Source organism: Parahoeflea halophila (assembly GCF_900220985.1).
In the GTDB taxonomy this organism is placed as follows: Bacteria; Pseudomonadota; Alphaproteobacteria; order Rhizobiales; family Rhizobiaceae; genus Hoeflea; species Hoeflea halophila.
This window is the reverse complement of sequence record NZ_OCPC01000002.1, coordinates 23507-41603: the sequence shown is the minus strand read 5'-3', so window position 1 is coordinate 41603 and position 18097 is coordinate 23507. Positions and strand designations below refer to the sequence as shown.

20 protein-coding genes and 1 tRNA gene are annotated in these 18097 nt (G+C 62.3%); 6 read left to right on the top strand and 15 right to left on the bottom strand.

Features of this window, described 5'->3' with window-relative positions:
- Nucleotides 1-2: 2 nt before the first annotated feature.
- Together lptM and argH are read right to left on the bottom strand one after the other, a co-directional pair.
- Nucleotides 3-194 carry an LPS translocon maturation chaperone LptM gene (gene lptM, locus CRO46_RS07520; RefSeq protein WP_097106662.1) on the bottom strand — a complete coding sequence of 64 codons (192 nt, stop codon included), beginning with the start codon at nt 192-194 and terminating at the stop codon, nt 3-5.
- A 108-nt stretch (nt 195-302) separates the two neighbouring features.
- Nucleotides 303-1703, bottom strand: a complete 1401-nt coding sequence (argH, locus tag CRO46_RS07515; RefSeq protein WP_097106660.1) for an argininosuccinate lyase — start codon at nt 1701-1703, stop codon at nt 303-305.
- A 21-nt stretch (nt 1704-1724) separates the two neighbouring features.
- Between argH and tlpA the strand changes: the two genes are divergently transcribed.
- Complete coding sequence (gene tlpA, locus CRO46_RS07510; RefSeq protein WP_097106658.1) at nt 1725-2399, top strand: thiol:disulfide interchange protein TlpA; 675 nt, start codon at nt 1725-1727, stop codon at nt 2397-2399.
- 112 nt (nt 2400-2511) lie between these two features.
- Here the strand turns inward: tlpA and CRO46_RS07505 are convergent, their stop codons facing one another.
- The 8 genes from CRO46_RS07505 to CRO46_RS07470 all read right to left on the bottom strand — a co-directional run bounded on the left by CRO46_RS07505 (nt 2512) and on the right by CRO46_RS07470 (nt 8519).
- A complete protein-coding gene (locus tag CRO46_RS07505; protein ID WP_097106656.1) occupies nt 2512-2982 on the bottom strand; it encodes a DUF4442 domain-containing protein in 471 nt (156 codons plus the stop codon).
- A gap of 5 nt (nt 2983-2987) precedes the next feature.
- Entirely contained in the window at nt 2988-3869 is an 882-nt protein-coding gene (locus CRO46_RS07500) for a 3-hydroxybutyryl-CoA dehydrogenase (RefSeq protein WP_097106654.1), read from the bottom strand.
- A gap of 129 nt (nt 3870-3998) precedes the next feature.
- Nucleotides 3999-4928, bottom strand: a complete 930-nt coding sequence (locus CRO46_RS07495; RefSeq protein WP_097106651.1) for an electron transfer flavoprotein subunit alpha/FixB family protein — start codon at nt 4926-4928, stop codon at nt 3999-4001.
- 22 nt (nt 4929-4950) lie between these two features.
- Nucleotides 4951-5700: an electron transfer flavoprotein subunit beta/FixA family protein gene (locus CRO46_RS07490; RefSeq protein ID WP_097106649.1), complete on the bottom strand. Its 750-nt coding sequence runs from the start codon at nt 5698-5700 to the stop codon at nt 4951-4953.
- A gap of 234 nt (nt 5701-5934) precedes the next feature.
- A complete protein-coding gene (locus CRO46_RS07485; protein ID WP_097106647.1) occupies nt 5935-6714 on the bottom strand; it encodes a rhomboid family intramembrane serine protease in 780 nt (259 codons plus the stop codon).
- A 50-nt stretch (nt 6715-6764) separates the two neighbouring features.
- Nucleotides 6765-7343 (bottom strand): cob(I)yrinic acid a,c-diamide adenosyltransferase, encoded by a 579-nt coding sequence (locus tag CRO46_RS07480; RefSeq protein ID WP_097106646.1) that lies wholly within the window; start codon nt 7341-7343, stop codon nt 6765-6767.
- A gap of 60 nt (nt 7344-7403) precedes the next feature.
- The gene (locus CRO46_RS07475; protein WP_097106645.1) at nt 7404-7601 is read right to left on the bottom strand and encodes a twin transmembrane helix small protein; all 198 of its coding nucleotides are present in this window, start codon (nt 7599-7601) and stop codon (nt 7404-7406) included.
- A gap of 75 nt (nt 7602-7676) precedes the next feature.
- On the bottom strand, nt 7677-8519 hold the full coding sequence (locus CRO46_RS07470; RefSeq protein ID WP_097106643.1) for an SDR family oxidoreductase: 843 nt from the start codon (nt 8517-8519) through the stop codon (nt 7677-7679).
- 109 nt (nt 8520-8628) lie between these two features.
- Between CRO46_RS07470 and CRO46_RS07465 the strand changes: the two genes are divergently transcribed.
- Nucleotides 8629-9483 carry a YihY/virulence factor BrkB family protein gene (locus tag CRO46_RS07465; RefSeq protein WP_097106642.1) on the top strand — a complete coding sequence of 285 codons (855 nt, stop codon included), beginning with the start codon at nt 8629-8631 and terminating at the stop codon, nt 9481-9483.
- A gap of 18 nt (nt 9484-9501) precedes the next feature.
- Here the strand turns inward: CRO46_RS07465 and gluQRS are convergent, their stop codons facing one another.
- A complete protein-coding gene (gluQRS, locus tag CRO46_RS07460) occupies nt 9502-10416 on the bottom strand; it encodes a tRNA glutamyl-Q(34) synthetase GluQRS (protein ID WP_097106641.1) in 915 nt (304 codons plus the stop codon).
- 116 nt (nt 10417-10532) lie between these two features.
- Between gluQRS and CRO46_RS07455 the strand changes: the two genes are divergently transcribed.
- Together CRO46_RS07455 and CRO46_RS07450 are read left to right on the top strand one after the other, a co-directional pair.
- Nucleotides 10533-11183 carry a DNA-3-methyladenine glycosylase family protein gene (locus CRO46_RS07455; protein ID WP_097106639.1) on the top strand — a complete coding sequence of 217 codons (651 nt, stop codon included), beginning with the start codon at nt 10533-10535 and terminating at the stop codon, nt 11181-11183.
- A 107-nt stretch (nt 11184-11290) separates the two neighbouring features.
- Complete coding sequence (locus tag CRO46_RS07450) at nt 11291-11848, top strand: HNH endonuclease (RefSeq protein WP_097106638.1); 558 nt, start codon at nt 11291-11293, stop codon at nt 11846-11848.
- A gap of 7 nt (nt 11849-11855) precedes the next feature.
- On the opposite strand, the gene CRO46_RS07445 is transcribed toward CRO46_RS07450, so the two are convergent.
- Nucleotides 11856-12362 carry a disulfide bond formation protein B gene (locus CRO46_RS07445; RefSeq protein WP_097106636.1) on the bottom strand — a complete coding sequence of 169 codons (507 nt, stop codon included), beginning with the start codon at nt 12360-12362 and terminating at the stop codon, nt 11856-11858.
- Nucleotides 12363-12477: 115 nt separating this feature from the next.
- A complete protein-coding gene (locus CRO46_RS07440; RefSeq protein ID WP_097106635.1) occupies nt 12478-13152 on the bottom strand; it encodes an exopolysaccharide biosynthesis protein in 675 nt (224 codons plus the stop codon).
- Nucleotides 13153-13343: 191 nt separating this feature from the next.
- On the opposite strand from CRO46_RS07440, the gene CRO46_RS07435 reads away from it, so the two are divergent.
- Nucleotides 13344-13428 (top strand) — tRNA-Leu (locus CRO46_RS07435).
- A 181-nt stretch (nt 13429-13609) separates the two neighbouring features.
- A complete protein-coding gene (locus CRO46_RS07430; RefSeq protein ID WP_097107607.1) occupies nt 13610-15274 on the top strand; it encodes an AMP-binding protein in 1665 nt (554 codons plus the stop codon).
- A gap of 59 nt (nt 15275-15333) precedes the next feature.
- Here the strand turns inward: CRO46_RS07430 and CRO46_RS07425 are convergent, their stop codons facing one another.
- Nucleotides 15334-16608, bottom strand: coding sequence for a GNAT family N-acetyltransferase (locus CRO46_RS07425; protein ID WP_097106634.1), 1275 nt, complete (start codon nt 16606-16608; stop codon nt 15334-15336).
- Nucleotides 16609-16611: 3 nt separating this feature from the next.
- Entirely contained in the window at nt 16612-18033 is a 1422-nt protein-coding gene (locus CRO46_RS07420) for a lipopolysaccharide biosynthesis protein (protein WP_097106633.1), read from the bottom strand.
- Nucleotides 18034-18097: the final 64 nt, after the last annotated feature.

The following is an 18097-nucleotide window of genomic DNA, read 5'->3' as shown; positions in this document are numbered from 1 at the left end:
GCCTATTCGAGAAGACCATCAAGGATGAAAGACCGCTCCTTGACCGGGGCGGCGGGGGCAGCTTCCTGAGCGGTGCCGGCGGGTGCTGGGGCGACGTTCGGGCGCTCCAGGTCGCCCTTGCGGCCGCACCCGGTCAGAACCGCACCGAGCAGGGCCACTGCGCAGGTCGTTTTTATCCATGGGCCGGTCGTCATTCGCTGTTCCTCGCAATAGCCCGCGGTTCGTCTGGTGCGGGAGCCAAAATACAGAATTGGGCATACAGGTTTTTGGTGCGCTGTGCACCCGGTTTGTCGCCCCGGATCCTAGACGCGGGCGCGCCACCAGGCGATTTGCTTGCGGACCTGCGACGGTGCGGTGCCGCCAAAACTCTGGCGGCTGGCTACGGAGGCATCGACGGTCAGCACGTCGAAGATACCTTCGGTGATGGCCGGATTGATGGACTGCAGGTCAGCCAATGTCAGCTCGGCAAGATCGCAGCCCTTCTGCTCGGCCATGGCGACGGCACGGCCGGTGGCGTGATGAGCGTCGCGGAATGGCAGGCCCGCCTCGCGCACCAGCCAGTCGGCCAGATCGGTTGCTGTCGAATAACCGGAGCCGGCAGCCCTGCGCATCTGGTCTGCACGGATCTCCATGTCGCTGACCATGCCAGTCATGGCTGCAAGCGACAGTTCCAGGCTTTCCGCGGCGTCGAAGACCTGCTCCTTGTCTTCCTGCATGTCCTTGGAATAGGCCAGCGGCAGGCCCTTCATGATGGTCAGCAGGCCGATCAGCGAGCCGTTGATGCGGCCGGTCTTGGCGCGGACCAGCTCAGCCGCATCGGGGTTCTTCTTCTGCGGCATGATCGAGGAGCCGGTGGAGAAGGCATCCGAAAGCCGGACAAAACCGAATTGCGGCGTCGACCAGATGACGATTTCTTCCGCCAGGCGCGACATGTGCATGGCGCAGATCGAAGCGAGCGAGAGGAACTCGAGCGCGAAATCGCGGTCGGAGACGGTGTCGATCGAGTTGCGGGTAGGTTCGCGGAAGCCAAGCGCCTTTGCGGTCATCTCGCGGTCGATGGGAAAGCCGGTGCCGGCAAGAGCTGCCGAGCCGAGCGGGCTTTCATCCATGTGCTCGATGGCGTGGCGCACACGCTGGCGGTCACGGCCGAACATCTCGACATAGGCCATGCAGTGATGGCCGAAGGTGACCGGCTGGGCCGACTGAAGATGGGTGAAGCCGGGCATGACGGTGTCGGCATACTGCTCTGCCTTGTCGAGAAAGGCAGTGATCAGCCGGGTCAGCGCAGCATCGGTGCGTCCCAGTTCTTCCTTGACCCAGAGGCGGAAGTCGAGGGCGACCTGGTCGTTGCGCGAGCGTGCCGTGTGCAACCGGCCGGCGGTCGGGCCGATCAGTTCGGCGAGGCGGGATTCGATGTTCATGTGGATGTCTTCGAGCTGACGCGAGAAGACAAACTTGCCGTTCTCGATCTCTGACAGGATCGTGTTCAGCCCGTGAGAAATCTTGTCGCAGTCCTCGGACGAAATTATGCCAGTCTTGGCAAGCATGGCCGCATGTGCGAGGGAACCGCGAATGTCCTGGGCATAGAGCTTGCGGTCGAAATCGATGCTGGCGTTGATTTCTTCCATGATGGCATCTGGTCCGGAGGCAAATCGGCCACCCCACATCTGGTTTGACGCCTGTTTGTCCTTATCTGTCGACATGAGCCTGCCTTGGAGTTTGTCATGAGCCAATCGCGCAAAAGCCTGTCCACCGGTGCCCTGGTTGCAATTGCAATCGGTCTGGGCGCCGCTGTCGGGGCAGCCGGGATATACTGGAAAGCATCGCCGTCTGGCAATGCGCCGGGGCAGGAAAGTCTGGCCTCGGCTGGCGCCGCCGCCTGCAAGGCCGATCCGGCGATGCCTGCCGCGCTCAAGCCGCTCGCCAAGGGCGAGGTGGCGGCGATGACTGTCCGCGACGAGCCGGTCGTACTTCCCGAGCTTGCTTTCGTGTCCGAGCAGGGTGAAGGGCTGACGCTGGCCGATTTTTCCGGTCAGGCTTTGCTGGTCAATCTGTGGGCGACCTGGTGTGCGCCATGCCGGGCGGAGATGCCGGCGCTGGCCGAGCTGCAGTCAGAGCTGGGCGATGAGGATTTCAAGGTGCTGGCGATCAACATCGACACCGGTGATGTCGCCAAGCCAAAGGCGTTTCTCGACGAAATCGGGGTTGCCAATCTGGGGCTTTATCGTGACGCGTCGATGGGTGTGTTCAACACGCTGAAGAAGGTAGGTCTCGCTTTCGGGCTGCCGGTGACGCTGATGATCGGCAAGGATGGCTGCATGCTGGGCGCCATGAACGGCCCTGCGGAGTGGGCCAGCGCTGACGCCAAGGCCCTGGTCGAGGGTCTCAAGGACATTTGAGGAAGCGCCGCGAGCGAAGCCTGCGTCCACGCCTTTGCAGCAATCCGGTTGGTTCCGTGCCACAAATGCCCGTGGCTTCACGAAGCGCTGGTCGCGGGGGACCGGAGGCAGGTCAGCCGCCGATGCGGCTGCGGGTATCGGCCTTACGGCGGATGTGCAGGGTCTTGGTCACGCGGGCGACGGGATCGCCGTTGTCGTTGACGATATCGACCGGCAAAGAGCGCAGATGGACGTCGCCTTCGGAACGTGTGTTGGCCCGAATGTCTTCGAGGTCCTCGTCCGTAAGCCGGAAACTGGCGGTGACTGTTCCGCGGCCGGGCCGGAGGAATTCGATCTCGCCCGATTTGTCCCAGACGGTGTAACTGCGATCGAGACTGCGCATCACCATCAGCATCCAGAACGGATCCGTCATGGCAAACAGGGAGCCGCCAAAATGGCAGCCGACATAGTTCTTGTTGTAGAAGCGCTCGCGCAGTTCGACATCCACGGCGCGAAAATCAGCGCTGATCTGGCGAATGCGGATTCCGGAAAACAGAAACGGCGGCCACAGGTTCATGCCGCGGCGCAAGGTACTGGCTTTCATCGGGCTTACCGTGTCGCAATGGGCGTCTCGCCGCGGTAATCGTAAAAGCCGCGGCCGGATTTGCGGCCCAGCCATCCAGCCTCGACATATTTGACCAGCAGGGGGCAAGGCCGGTATTTCGAATCCGATAGACCGTCGTGCAGCACCTGCATGATCGACAGGCAGGTATCGAGCCCGATGAAATCGGCGAGCTGCAGCGGCCCCATCGGGTGGTTGGCGCCAAGCTTCATGGCTGTGTCGATGGCATCGACAGATCCGACACCTTCATAGAGCGTGTAGATGGCCTCGTTGATCATCGGCAGCAGGATGCGGTTGACGATGAAGGCCGGGAAATCTTCAGCAACGGTAATGGTCTTGTCGAGCGTGTCGATAAAGCTGCGGGCCGTGTTGAAGGTGACTTCTTCGGTGGCGATGCCGCGCACCAGCTCGACCAGCTTCATCACCGGAACCGGGTTCATGAAATGAATGCCGATGAAGCGCTCCGGGCGATCGGTTGCAGAGGCAAGCCGGGTGATCGACAGCGACGATGTATTGGTGGCGAGAATGGCTTCGGGATTGAGCAGCGGGCAGAGCTGCTGATAGATCTTGCGTTTGACGGTCTCGTCTTCGGTTGCCGCCTCGATGACGAGATCCATCGCCGCAAGGCCGCTCATCTCAGGCGCGAAGCTGATCCGGGACAGGGCTGCCTCGCGTTCGGCTTCGGTTGTCTTTCCGGAAGAAACCTGCCGGGCGAGATTGCCGCTGATGGTTGCCAGCATGTCCTGAAGCGTATCTTCAGAGACGTCGTGCACGCTGACATCGTAACCCGCCATGGCGCAGACATGTGCAATGCCGCCGCCCATCTGTCCCGCGCCAATAATGCCGACACTCTTGATCTGGTTGCCCATTTGACCCGCCTGACTGATTTTAGGATGCCATCCTGTGCGCTCGCTGCAGCGCACCCAGAGCAAGAACCTAAATGGCCGGGATGGAGACGTCCAGCCCGGCCATTGATCTTGGGGTCAAATTCTGATGGTTCAGAGCGCTTTTTCAAACTCCGGCAAGGCTTCGAAGAGGTCAGCGACCAGCCCGTAGTCCGCCACCTGGAAGATCGGCGCTTCCTCGTCCTTGTTGATGGCGACGATGACCTTGGAGTCCTTCATGCCGGCAAGGTGCTGAATGGCGCCCGAAATACCGCAAGCGATGTACAGCTCGGGTGCAACGACCTTGCCGGTCTGGCCGACCTGCCAGTCGTTGGGCGCGTAGCCCGCGTCGACGGCAGCACGCGATGCACCGACGGCGGCTCCGAGCTTGTCCGCCACCGGCAGGATGACTTCCTGGAACTTCTCGGAGGAACCGAGCGCGCGGCCGCCGGAGATGATGACCTTGGCGGAGGTCAGTTCGGGACGATCGCTTTCGGCGATTGCGTCCTTGACGAAACTGGACAGGCCGGGATCGCCAGCCGAAGCGGTGCTCTCGACCGAAGCCGAGCCGCCTTCGCCCGCAGCCGAGAAAGAGGCCGTGCGAACCGTGATGACCCGCTTTGCGTCGGACGACTTGACCGTCTGCAGCGCGTTGCCGGCATAGATCGGACGCTTGAAGGTGTCCGCCGAGATGACCTCAATGATGTCGGAGATCTGCATCACGTCGAGAAGGGCCGCAACCCGCGGCATGACGTTCTTGCCACTCGTGGTGGCAGGCGCCATCAGCGTGTCGTAGCCGTCAGCCAGCGAGACAACGAGATCGGCAAGCGGTTCTGCCAGCCGGTTGGCATACTCGTCGCCCTCGGCATGCAGCACCTTGGCGACGCCATCGAGCTTCGCGGCTGCTTCGGCGGCTGCCTTGGCGTCCTTGCCAGCGACGAGGATGTGGACCTCGCCGCCGATCTGGGTGGCTGCGCTGACGGCCTTTGCGGTCTGGTCGGACAGCGAAGCGTGGTCATGTTCGGCAATAATGAGAATGGCCATGGTTTTTCTTCCTTTCCCGCGCTTACAGCACGCCTGCTTCGTTCTTGAGCTTGTCGACAAGTTCGGCAACTGAGCCGACCTTGACGCCGGCCTTGCGGCCGCCCGGCTCCTCGGTCTTGATGACCTCGAGACGCGGCGCGGTGTCGACGCCGTAATCAGCCGTGGTCTTCTTGTCGAGCGGCTTCTTCTTGGCCTTCATGATGTTGGGCAGCGAGGCATAGCGCGGCTCGTTCAGGCGCAGGTCGGTGGTGACGATTGCGGGCAGCTTCACCGAGATGGTCTGCAGACCGCCATCGACTTCACGGGTGACGTCGGCCGAACCGTCGCCGATCTCGACCTTGGAAGCGAATGTGGCCTGGCTCCAGCCGAGCAGGGCGGAGAGCATCTGGCCGGTCTGGTTGGAGTCGTCATCAATCGCCTGCTTGCCGAGGATGACCATGTCCGGGTTTTCCTCGCCGATAATCGCCTTGAGGATCTTGGCCACAGCAAGCGGTTCAACGATCCCGTCTGCTTCCACCAGGATTGCCCGGTCGGCGCCCATGGCGAGAGCCGTGCGCAAGGTTTCCTCTGCCTTGGCCGGTCCGATCGACACCGCGACCACTTCGGTCGCCTTGCCGGCTTCGCGAAGCCGCAGGGCTTCTTCGACGGCGATTTCGTCGAACGGGTTCATCGACATCTTCACATTGGCGAGATCGACGCCGCTGCCATCTGGTTTGACCCGGATCTTGACATTGTAGTCAACAACCCGCTTGACCGGCACGAGAATTTTCATCGGTTTGCCTTCCTCAATTTACTAGGCCTCATTGTTTCGGCCGTGTCCTGATGGGCCCGGAACCTCCGGCATTCAGACCATCGATCCGGTTTTTGCCTGTCCTGACGCCAACCGGATAGTCGATTGGCGACATGGATACGCGTTTTTTCTCCAAATTCAATCGCAACAGCACAGGAGATTTTGCAATGCGAGATAAATGACGTTTACGTGTTCGTCAATTTTCTACCTGACCAGCTACCGCCCCCACTTTGGAGGAGACGCTGGCGATGCTGCGTTCACAGGTTCCGGTTTCGTCGTTTTATGGACGACTGCCTTTGGACTGTCGATTCTGCGGTCGAACAATGGCACCCCTGAGCGGCGGAACACCAGAACCAGTGCCGCACCGGCAATCATGCCACCGACGTGGGCCGCCCATGACACGTCGCCGTCGATATCCGTGACCAGCATGTAAAACTGGAACACCACCCAGATCAGCAGCGGAATGAAGGCCGGCAGCGGCAGCGGAATGCGTCCGAGCACAAGAACCCAGATCCGGACCTTGGGGTGCAGCATCAGATAGGCGGTAACGATGCCGGCGACCGCACCGGATGCGCCGATCAGCGGGCTGTCGGATGTGGGCAGCATCAAACCGTGAGCGAGGGCTCCCGCGGCCGCGCAGGCGAAATAGAAAATGAGGAACTTGATATGGCCCAAGGCGTCTTCGACATTGTCGCCGAAAACCCAGAGAAAGATCATGTTCGAGCCCAGATGCAAAAGGTCTCCGTGCAGGAAACTGTAAGTGACGTAGGTGGCGTTTTCGGGGACCAGAACCAGTGACGGGGGCAGCTCGGCAATGTCGTTGACAACCGAGGGGATGAAGCCGAGGCCCAGAACGGTGGCGGTGGTAAATTCGCTGTAGGCGCCGGCGAGCTCGGTGATACCCCAGACAATCGCGTTGAGCGCGATCAGTGACCAGGTGACCCATTGCAGCCTGATGTACTTGAGATCGTTGGTATCATGCAAGGGAATGAACATCGCGAGGTATCCGTCTGGGCCAGTCCGGCGGGTGAGTGGTTGGACAGAGGCTACCTGTTCTTGCCGGGAACCCAAAGCACATCCGTTCGGCCGCGATCATTGACCCAGCGTGCGGCAACGAAAAGAAAGTCGGACAGGCGATTGGCGTAGCGGATGGCGGCCGGGTTTACGGCCTCGCCCTCCCGGTCTGAGAGTTCGACCATCAGGCGTTCCGCCCGGCGGGCCACGGTGCGGGCGTGGTGGAGATGGGCCGAGGCGGCTGTTCCGCCCGGCAGAACAAAGGAGCGAAGGGGTTCGAGATCGGCGTTGAGCTGATCGATGTCGGATTCGATGCGATCAACCTGGGCATCGACAATCCGCAAAGGCTCGTATTCCGGTTTTTCGCCGGTTTCGGGTGTTGCAAGATCGGCACCAAGGTCGAAGCAGTCGTTCTGGATGCGCATCAGCATGGCGTCGAGATCGGCATGCCCGGCCGTATGCAGCCGCGCCAGGCCGATCACAGCGTTGGTCTCGTCGATGGTGCCGTAGGCCTCGATCCGGAGATCGTATTTCGGGCGGCGGTCGCCGGCCACCAGGCCTGTCGTGCCGTCATCGCCGGTTCGGGTGTAGATCTTGTTGAGCTTGACCATGGAAGAGGCTTTCTGAAACGGGGGCAGGGCGCGGAAGGTGTTATCGCTGCGGTGTCAGGCTCAGCGACCGCCACCGGTCAGCCAGACGGTCACGACGATCAGCACCACCGCGACAAATTGCAGCAAGACGCGCATCTGCATCAGTTTGTTGGAGAGATTGCCCGAGCCGCCGCGCGCCATGTTGACGAGGCCGCGCACCAGAACGGCGGCTACGGCCATCATGACGATGATGGAAAGGACATAGGTTACGGATGACATCTGGTCGTTCCCTTGTGATGAAATACGAAGGGGAACATAGGAGCTTTTGCCCGCAAGTCCATCGGCGGTCAGGGCTCAATCCTGCCGGGCGAGAAACGGATAGAACAGCCGTGCCGGCACAAGCCTTCGCGCGATGACGCCAATTTTCGCCTCCCGAGTTACCGGGTAATGGTAGCGCGGGCGCGGTGCGGTGAGAGCCTGCCGCAACACGGCGTGGACGGCCTCGGGCCCGAGTTTGCCGCTGTCCGAGCGCTCCTGCTTTTCCAAACGGCGGAGCTGGGCCCGATAATCCTCACGATGTACCGAATTGTCGATGTCGATATGGCGGTGAAACAGCTTCAGCGCATTGGCCCTGAACCTGCTTTTGATTGCGCCGGGCTCGATCAGGCTGACATGGATGCCGGTGCCTTCCAGTTCCAGCGCGAGCGTGACCGAAAGGCCCTCAAGCGCGTGCTTGGAGGCGTTGTAGGCGCCGCGGAAGCGCATGGGAACCAGACCAAGGATCGAGGAACATTGCACGATGCGGCCATGGCCTTGCGCCCGCATCACTGGGAGCACCCGGTGGGTGAGGTCGTGCCAGCCGAAGAAGTTTGCTTCGAACTGGGCCCGTAGTGCCTCCACCGGGAGATCCTCCTCCGCGCCGACCTGGCCGTAGCCGCCATTGTTGAACAGCGCATCGCAACGTCCGCCGGTGGACTGCATGGCGCTGGCAAAAAAGGCGGCGATGCTGTCGGCGTCGGCATAGTCGAGATGATAGGCCTCGATGCCGTCACGCGTAAGGGCTCCGATGTCCTCTTGCGTTCGGGCCGAGGCGATCACATGCCAGCCCTCGGCCTTGAGTGCGCGGGCGCAGTAAGCGCCGATACCGCTCGAACTGCCGGTCACCAGAATGGTCTTTTGTTGGCTATTCTTGCTCATTTCGCGATCCACCCTGTTCCCGAGACGGTTCAGATCCCATAATCATGGCGGGCTGACAATGCCGGCCCGGTTCGTATGTCGGTCAGACAGGGAGTAAACATTGCGACGCATGCGCGCAGTCATCCTCGATGCGGTGACCCATTTCAACAATGATGATGGCTGGGCAATGGCCAGTCATGTCGCCCTGTCGATCCTGATGGCGCTGTTTCCGTTCATGATCTTCGGAACGGCGATGGCAAGTTTTCTCGGCGCCAATGCCTATGCGGACACCGCGTCGCACCTGATTTTTGATACCTGGCCTGAATCCATCGCTGCGCCGATCTCGCGCGAGGTGGTCAATGTGCTCACGATCGAACGCGGTGGATTGCTGACCGTGTCGGTGCTGGCGGCAGCGTTCTTTTCTGCCAATGGCGTGGAAGCGCTGAGGGTGTCGCTCAACCGCGCCTACCGGATGACCGAGACGCGGGCCTGGTATGTCACACGGGCCCAAAGCCTCGGGTTTGTTGTGATCGCGGTGATGGTGATCATGGCCATCAGTTTCCTGCTGGTGCTGGCTCCGCTGGCACTGAGGCTGGCGCGGCAGTTTGCGCCCTGGATGGAAACCCTGATCACCGCTGTCGATGACTGGCGCATCCTGGTCGCGGTCTCGGTACTGGTCGCGGGCCTCGTGCTGTCGCATCTGTGGCTGCCGGCAGGCAAGCGCAAGCTGCGTGACGTGATACCGGGTATCTGCGTGACGCTGATCGCCTGGATCGCCGGGGCGCTGGCCTTCGCCCGCTATCTGGAGGAATTCGCGACTTATGTTTCCACCTATGCCGGGCTCGCTTCGATCATGGTGGCGCTGGTGTTTCTCTACATCATTGCGGCGATCTTCATTCTCGGGGCCGAGATCAATGCGGCCATCCTCAAGGCGCGGGTGCGGGCGACGATCGAGCTCGAGCGCGAAAAAGCGCACGAAACCTGAGCCGCGGCACTGCCACAATCAGTCCGTGAGTCCCGCAAGGGTCAGGATATCCCCGCGGCTGGCGCCCTCATGCCGCAACGAGGCGATCGAGGTGGAGCCATCGCTCTTTGACAGTTTGCGTCCGGCATCATCGCGGACAAGCCCGTGATGATGATAGCGCGGCGCGGGCAGGCCGAGCAGGTGCTGAAGCAGCCGGTGCACGGATGTTGCGGCGAACAGGTCTTCGCCGCGGATGACGTCGGTGATGTTCTGAAGGGAGTCATCGAGCGTGACTGCGAGATGATAGCTTGCCGGAACGTCCCTTCTGGCCAGAATGACATCGCCCCACGCCCCCGGGTCCCCCCTGATTTCACCAGTTTCGCCGGATGGACCGGAGCCGTGTTCCGCCCATAAGAGGGGCTTGCCGAGGCCGTCGAGCACGGCTTGCATGTCGAGCCGCCAGGCGTGGGGCTCTCCGGCCGCGATCCTTCGCGCGCGCTCGGATGCGGACAGGGTGCGGTCCTCGCCGGGATAGTGTGGCGCGCCATCGGGATCGCGCGGCCAGACCCGGCCAGTGGCTTCGATCTCTGAGATCCGGGCCGTGGTTTCGGCGCGGCTGAGAAAGGCCGGATAGATAAGCCCGAGCTTGCGCAGTTCGGTCAGTGCCGCCTCGTATTCCGCGAAATGCTGCGACTGGCGCCGGACGGGCTCAGGCCAGTCGAGGCCGAGCCATTGAAGATCCTCAAAGATAGCTGCTTCAAACTCGGGCCGCGCGCGGGTGAAATCGATGTCTTCGATGCGCAGCAGGAAGGTGCCGTCACGGGCCTTGGCAAAACGCCAGTTGAGCACGGCCGATCTCGCGTGCCCCACATGCAGAAGGCCGTTGGGGCTGGGGGCAAATCGGACAACCGGGCCCTTGATGACTGGATTGGCTGTGGTGTTGTCAGCTGGCATGGTGTTTGATGTCGGTTCCGGGTGAGCCGCGTCACGATACATGCCGACGGCCTAAGTGCTGATCCTGATTAGCGGAATATGTGAGCCAGATCCAACCAGCAGACGGGAAAGCGGGAATGCGCCGGATCGACAGTCTCCACGATATCGCCGACGGACTGGGCGAGCTGGCGCAGGCCGATTTACGGCTGGCGCGGGCGATCGAACTTTCCGGGCCGGTGCCGCTCAGGCGCAAACCGCCCGGCTTTGCTGCACTCGCAGAGATCATCCTGTCGCAAATGGTGTCCAAGGCCAGCGCCAATGCGCTGTGGCGGAAGCTGGAACTGGCGGCAGGCGAGATCACACCGGCCGCGGTGCTTGCGCTCAGCCCCGACGCCCTGCGCGAGACCGGGCTGTCACGGGCCAAGGCCGAAACGCTGCGCCGGGTGGGCGAGGCGGTGATCTGCGGTGAACTCGACCTTGAGCACTTGTGCCGGCTCGAGGCTCGGGCTGCGATCCGCACCATTACGGCAATCAAGGGTGTGGGGCCGTGGACGGCGGAAGTCTACCTGCTGTTCTGCGCCGGTCATCCGGACGTGTTCCCTGCCGGTGATGTTGCGCTGCAAAGCGCCGCCGCGAAGATTCTGGGGCTCGAAGCCCGGCCGGGCAGCAAGGATCTTTACAGACTGGCAGAAGTCTGGAGCCCGTGGCGGGGCGTGGCAGCGCGGCTGTTGTGGGCGTATTACGCCGCCGTCATGCGCCGCGATGTGCTCCCGGTCGGGGCCGGCTGAAAGCCGGGCGTGCAGGCGAAAATGATTCGAGAATCAGGCGCTTCACATTCCTGACATGTCCAGCCTAATATGGTCACTGCAGATAGAGAATCGCTCGGGAGAATCACGTGACGATTTTTGTATCCCCGCAGTCCTTGCCGGCGCTCGTTCTGAACGCTGACTACAGGCCGCTGAGTTATTACCCCCTGTCGCTGTGGTCGTGGCAGGATGCGGTGAAGGCCGTGTTTCTCGACCGGGTGCAGATCGTGGCGGAGTATGATCAGGCAGTTTCGTCGCCGTCTTTTTCGATGCGGCTGCCCAGCGTTGTCTGCCTCAAATCCTACATCAAGCCATCGCGGTCGCCGGCGTTCACACGGTTCAATGTCTTTCTCAGGGACCGCTTCGAATGCCAGTATTGCGGCTCCAGGGACGAGCTGACATTCGATCACGTAATCCCACGCCGGTGCGGCGGCCAGACGACCTGGGATAATGTCGTGGCTGCATGCTCACCCTGCAATCTCAAGAAGGGCGGGGCCATGCCCAAGCAGGCGGGCATGATCCCGCAGCAAAAGCCCTATCAGCCCAGTGTTCAGGATCTGCACAACAACGGACGTATGTTTCCGCCCAACTTCCTGCATGAAAGCTGGATGGATTATCTCTACTGGGATGTCGAGCTGCAGCCCTGAGGTGAACTCAGCGCCTGGCCGCAGCGCGCAGGGCAATGGCAGCCAGGGCGGCGCTTGCCAGCACATTCCATCCGGCAAAGGACAGACCAAGCACGCGCAGGGCGGCGGCATCGCAGGATGGCGGCTTTTTCGAGCTGAGGTCGCCGAGCAGGGAGCCGGCATCGGTGGTCACGGCATCAGCCGATGTTGCGCAGGAGGCCGGGCCTTCCCACCAGTGCCATTCAACGCCTGAATGGTAGACACCCAGCACGAGACCATAAAGCATCAGCAACCCGCCCACTGCCAGAAGGCCGCGCACCGCCCAGGATGGACCGCCGGCCCTGGAGATGACGGCGGCAACGAGCATCAGCGGTGCGCCGATATAATAGGGAGTGCGCTGCTCGAGACACAGCGCGCAGGGAATATAGCCGCCGACATGCTCGAAACCGAGGGCCGAGCCGACCACCAGGGCCATGGCCACGGCCAGAAAAAGCGCGGAGAGGGTATGGTGAGGCCGGGTGGCAGCGGGTGTCATTGACTTGTTCCGTGTGTTCTCGTTCCGAGGGATTGTGCCGCGATAATATCGATTGAATGACGCGCACCATCTTCAGCGCTCGCATAGTGTCCCATCCAGAGGCGTTTCCAGCAGCTCAGGCCGGAGCGCCCCTGTTGAGCAGGAAACTGATCAGGAAATAGATCAGTGCCGGACCGCCGATCACGAGGATGGCGACCCAGATCAGGGCGGCGAGAAGGCCGAGAACGACAAACAGCGCGTCGCGCTCGATCAAGCCAACGGCGGTCAACGCAACGCCGATCCCCGGCACGGTGTTGGTGAGCGGCAGTGGCACCAGAATCGAGAGGCAGGGCACAATCAGCAGCGCGCCGATGATGCGGGTCGCCCGGTCGCCGGTGACGGCGGGAAACCGCGGATGCGCAAACCGCTCCAGCCAGCCGCCATAGCGCTGCGCGCGGGTGACGACATCGAGCAGCGAAGCCACCGGCAGGCGGCGCTTGCGCAAAGTCTCGGGCAACCATGGCGCCCGCCGGCCGGTAGCCATCTGGCCGGCAAGAACCACCATGGGCAGCGCCACAAGTTGCGGCAGGATATACACGAATGGCAGGCAACAGGGCAAAGCCAGAACCAGCAGCAACAGGCCGAAGGCGCGCTCTTCCATCAGATCACTCAAGGCTCCCAGGCTGATGGTTGCCTTTGCGCCGGGACCAGCCTCGGCGGATGCCTCCCGAGAATCGAGATGCGGCCTGAGGATGGCCTCGATCTTTGCAAGCGCGCCGCGCGGCGTGGGTGAAGCTTGAGATGCAGTCATGGAGCATGCGCCCTTGTTGAAGTGGGTTTCGCGGGGTGTCTTATCAGAGCGATGGGGCGCATTCCATCGCCATCAATGGAAGATGGTCAATTCCATCGCCAGCTGAATGCAGGCCAATGGATTTCGCCCGAGCTTATCTATCGGCTTGACCTGCGCGCCCGCTGATAATAATGGACTGAACCCAGTGGTTTGCCCCTTTGGCGGAATTGGTAGACGCGCCGCACTCAAAATGCGGTTCCGCAAGGAGTTCCGGTTCGAGTCCGGAAGGGGGCACCATTCACGTATCCGACACATCACCGGCCAATGCAGCCCTCCACCGTAAACGGGCGCCCGCCGCCGTTGTCTCTTCAATCCTGATCGCGCGCCTGATACAGCTTCTGTCGAGCTACAGTCGCTTTGCCACTGACCGCGTGCGGCAGGCAGGTTGGCGCGGGGCCTTGTGCAGGGATTTGCGGTGATGTTGTTGCCTGAGGGAAATACGCTTGAAGAGGTTGCGGCCCGGTTTTCCTGGGAGGTGCCGGAGTTTTTCAACATCGGCAGCGCGGTGTCGGATGCGTGGGCGGCGCGGGAGCCGGACCGGGTCTGTCTCGAACATTTCCATCCGGACCGCGCGCCTGACCGGCTGACTTATGGGGAACTGGCCCGCCGGTCGAATGCCTTTGCCCGTGGACTTGCCTCGCTGGGCGTGAGAACCGGCGACCGGGTGGCGCTGATGCTTCCACAGGGGTTCGAAACCGTGATTGCGCATGTGGCGATCTACAAGCTCGGCGCGATCGCCGTGCCGCTGGCACTGCTGTTCGGGGTGGAAGCGGTGGAACACCGGCTGTCCGCCTCCGGTGCCAGGGTGCTGGTAACGACCCCGGGGGGATGCGGCAAGATCTCCAGCATAAGGGAGCGGCTGGGCGAGCTCGACGCGGTTGTCGTTGCCGGTGGTGCGGAGGAGGATGGGGGAGCGGACGCTGACGCCGTCAGCTTCAACGGGCTTGAGAACGGCCATTCGGATGCGCCGGTCGCATTGAGAACACGGGCAGATGATCCGGCGCTGATGATCTTCACGTCGGGAACCACCGGGCCGCCCAAGGGCGCGCTGCACGGGCACCGGGTTCTGATCGGGCACATTCCGGGGGTGCAGACCCATCATGAATTCATGCCGGAGCCCGGCGACAAGCTCTGGACGCCGGCGGACTGGGCCTGGGCCGGCGGGTTGCTCAACGTGTTGCTGCCGGGATTGCTGCTCGGGGTTCCGGTGGTGTCTTCGCAGGCACAGAAGTTCGATCCGGAGCTTGCCTACCGGATCATGGCGGAGATGAATGTGCGCAATGCCTTCATCCCGCCGACGGCGCTCAGGATCATGCGCACGGTTTCAAACCCGCTGTCGCGGCATCGCCTCAACCTGCGCACGGTCGGATCCGGAGGGGAAGCCCTGGGGCGCGAGACCTATGACTGGGCGCAAAAGGTGCTTGGGCTGACGATCAACGAGTTCTACGGCCAGACCGAATGCAACCTGGTGCTGTCGTCCTCGGCAATGCTCGGTGTCAGCCGGGGCGGAGCGATCGGCAAACCGGTGCCGGGTCACGAGGTGGCGGTGATCGATGATCAGGGGCAGGTAGTGCCGGACGGCACAGCCGGGCAGATCGCGGTCAAGCGCCCCGACCCGGTGATGTTTCTCGGCTACTGGCAAAACGAGGCGGCGACGGAAGCCAAGTTCATTGGTGACTGGATGCTCACCGGCGACCAGGGCGTGCGTGACGCCGAGGGCTATTTCTCGTTTTTCGGCCGCGATGACGATGTCATCACCTCATCGGGCTACCGGATCGGACCTGGTGAAATCGAGGATTGCCTGACCGGTCATCCGGCGGTGGCGCTTGCAGCCGTGGTCGGCAAACCCGACCCGGTGCGCACCGAGATCGTCAAGGCCTATATCGTGGTGGCGCCCGGGATAGACCCGGATGCGGAGCTGACGGAATCGGTGCGGGACTGGGTCAAGACCCGGCTGTCGGCGCATGAGTATCCCCGGGAGATCGAATTTGTCGATAGCCTGCCGCTGACCACGACCGGCAAGGTGATCCGCAGGATTCTGCGCGACCAGGCCATTGCCGAGGCCAGCAAGGCATCGGTGTAGCGGCACTCAAACGCCATCGGTCACGCGCACCACCCCGAACAGGTTCAGCGGGTTTCGCCTCAGCGCTTGGCCATGCCGCGGATCTTCTCGCGCAGCAGCCGGGCGATGTTGCGGGTGTTGCGGTAGATGTGGAGCTGGGTCGCGACCTGGCGGACATCCCGGTCGTGCTTCGGGTGAAGACCAATCACCATGGTGCCCATGTTCTCCCGTTCCGACCACATGCGGCTCATGACCGGATGATCGGGCACGGCGCAGGAGTCGGTGCGTCGGATGTTGAGGTCGTCGAGGTGCCATTCGGTCAGCCGGTCGACCAGCAGTTTGCCCGGCGAATAACGGGCCCACTTCTCATTGTAGGCGGTCTTCCACGTCCAGGCCTCGCCGGAGGAGACGAAGACGATCATCGAGGCTATGGCTTCGCCGTCGAGCGCCAGCGAATGAATGCGGACGCTGTCGGTTTCAGCAAGGCTGTTGATGGCTTCGCGGGCAAAGGCGGCGCGGTAGCGGTCCGCAACCATGGAGGATTTGCGGCGGCCTTTCCAGCCGGTGTCCTCAAGGGTCAGGAATTCCTCGAGGTGATGGCGGATTTCCTCGGGCCGGCGGGCCACCAGGTAACTCAGCTCACCATGCTCTGACAAACGCCGCCATTGCCGGCGCATCTCCCGGCGATGGTGCGATGACACAGATCTGGCGAGATAGTCATCGGCGTCGAGCCTGCTTTCCAGGAACGGACGCTGCGCCTGATCGGTGACGACGACCGAGAGGTTGCGGGCCATTGCAACGGCGCGCAGCAGGCCCGCTACGGGGCCGTCGAGCCGCATGTCGGGCAGGACCAGGATACCCGGCAGGCCCAGATCCACCTGGCTGAGCGCCTCGAGCATGTTGTCGAGCGTTTCGGCGGCGTCTTCGCGGTCCAGCAGCGGCGTGCCCAGGGGGCCGAACGGGTTGGCCCATGCACGAACGATCGAGGCGCCGACGGAGAAGCCGGGCTTCTCGATGGAATAGGGCAGCAGCATGCGCATGCGCGAATGGGTGTCGGTTTCATCGCGCATCAGCATCAGGCGGATCATCCGGTCTTCCAGCCGGGGCATGGCCGGGGCCAGAAAGCGGGCGGAAAAGAAGACGTTGGGTTCAAGTGCCCGGTTGGTCAGGAAGTCGAGCTCTTCCTGCAGGTCATAGCCGGCGCGTGCGGGATAGATGGCCAGGTGCCGCCCGGGACGGCCGATGGCGACTTCGCGTTCGGGAAGTGGACGGCCGGTTTCAACATCGGCGAACTCGCCAATCATCGTGTTGGCCTGGCTTGCGACTTCTTCCTGGACGATGGGGCTGGAGGCCATGAGCTATTTCGCCTCCTGCGCAGTGTGTTCGCCGCGGGGCAGGGCGTTGGAAGCGATGAACATGGCGATGCCGAGCTGACGCCTGATGATAAGGTGAAGCAGGCCGGCCTCGATCATCATCGCTCCGGCGGTGGCGGCAGCGGCGCCGTGAAGCCCCCAGAGGGGAATCAACAACACATTGAGTCCGAGGTTCGCAGCCAGCGCGACAGCATATATGGTTGCGCATATCTTGAGCCTACCGGCCATGGTCAGAAGCACTTCGCCGGGACCAATCATCGCCTTTGTGATAATTCCGGCAAACAGGATGACCATGATCAGGTGCCCTGCCTGAAAGCTGGGCCCGAACAGCGACAGCAGAAACGGACCGGCAGCAATCACCAGGCCGCCGACCAGCAGGGAGGGCCAGAAGGTCCATTGCACTGTCTGACGTGCAAACCGCGCCAATGCGGTGCGATCGGTGCCTGACATCAGCGCCGAGAAGCGCTGGGCTGCAGCGGCCTTGACGGCAAAATAGACGAAGTGCACCAGCGCCATGGTCTTGGCCGCGGCAAAATAGACGGCCACCTTTTCAGGCGGAAGATATATGCCGACGATGATGACGTCGGCATTGGTGAGCATGAAGTAGAAGCCCTCAATCAGGAAGATCGGGAAGGCGACCATCAACCAGGTCTTGACGTGAATCTCGGCCCGCCGGGCGGGGAAGCGTCGCTGCAGCCGGGTGGTGACGACCAGAAACTGTACAAGCGTGGTGAGGTAGGTTGCGGCGAGGGCGGCGACCAGGGCGGTGTTGGCATCGGCCAGGCGCCCAACCCAGATGGCGCCGGCGACAAAACACAGGATAAGCAGGGGGCGGACAATGTAGGTCGGACTGAGCGCGTGAACGGCCCAGCCATTGGCCCGTGCCGTTCCGTCCAGCACGTCGCCCAGGGCGATCATGGGCAGCACGAAAGCGCCAATGAAGAGCGGCTGGACATAATGGGCTTCGATCTGGTCGCCCAGAAAATGGATCGCCGCGATGCCGGTGGCGGCGATCAGGGTGGCCGAAACCATCGCGAAAATTCGCGCCGTTGCAGCAAGACCGATGATCGCCTCGTCGGCGCCGGTGGTACGGTACTGCGGCAGAAAGCGGATCACGGCGGTGTGGAAACCAAGGCAGGACAGGTTGCCCAGGATAATGGCGATGACCCAGACAAACACGAACACGCCGTATTCGAAGTCCCCCATCAGGCGTGCCAGAATGATCTGCGATACGAAGGCGATTGCGGCACTGAAAATGCGAATGGCAAAGGCAGTCATGGCCATGCGCTGGGCTGCGCTGGTGTCGTCGGTTGCTGTCGCAATCGTTGAAAGACGGTCGAACACCGGCCCCAGCCGCGCCGCAAAGCGAGGCGGCAATATTCTGCCGGCTGTGTCGATCAACGTCATGGTCTGGCTTCAATCCATTTCTTGCCGGGTCACATTGCCATGGCGACGTTAAGAAACGGTTTGA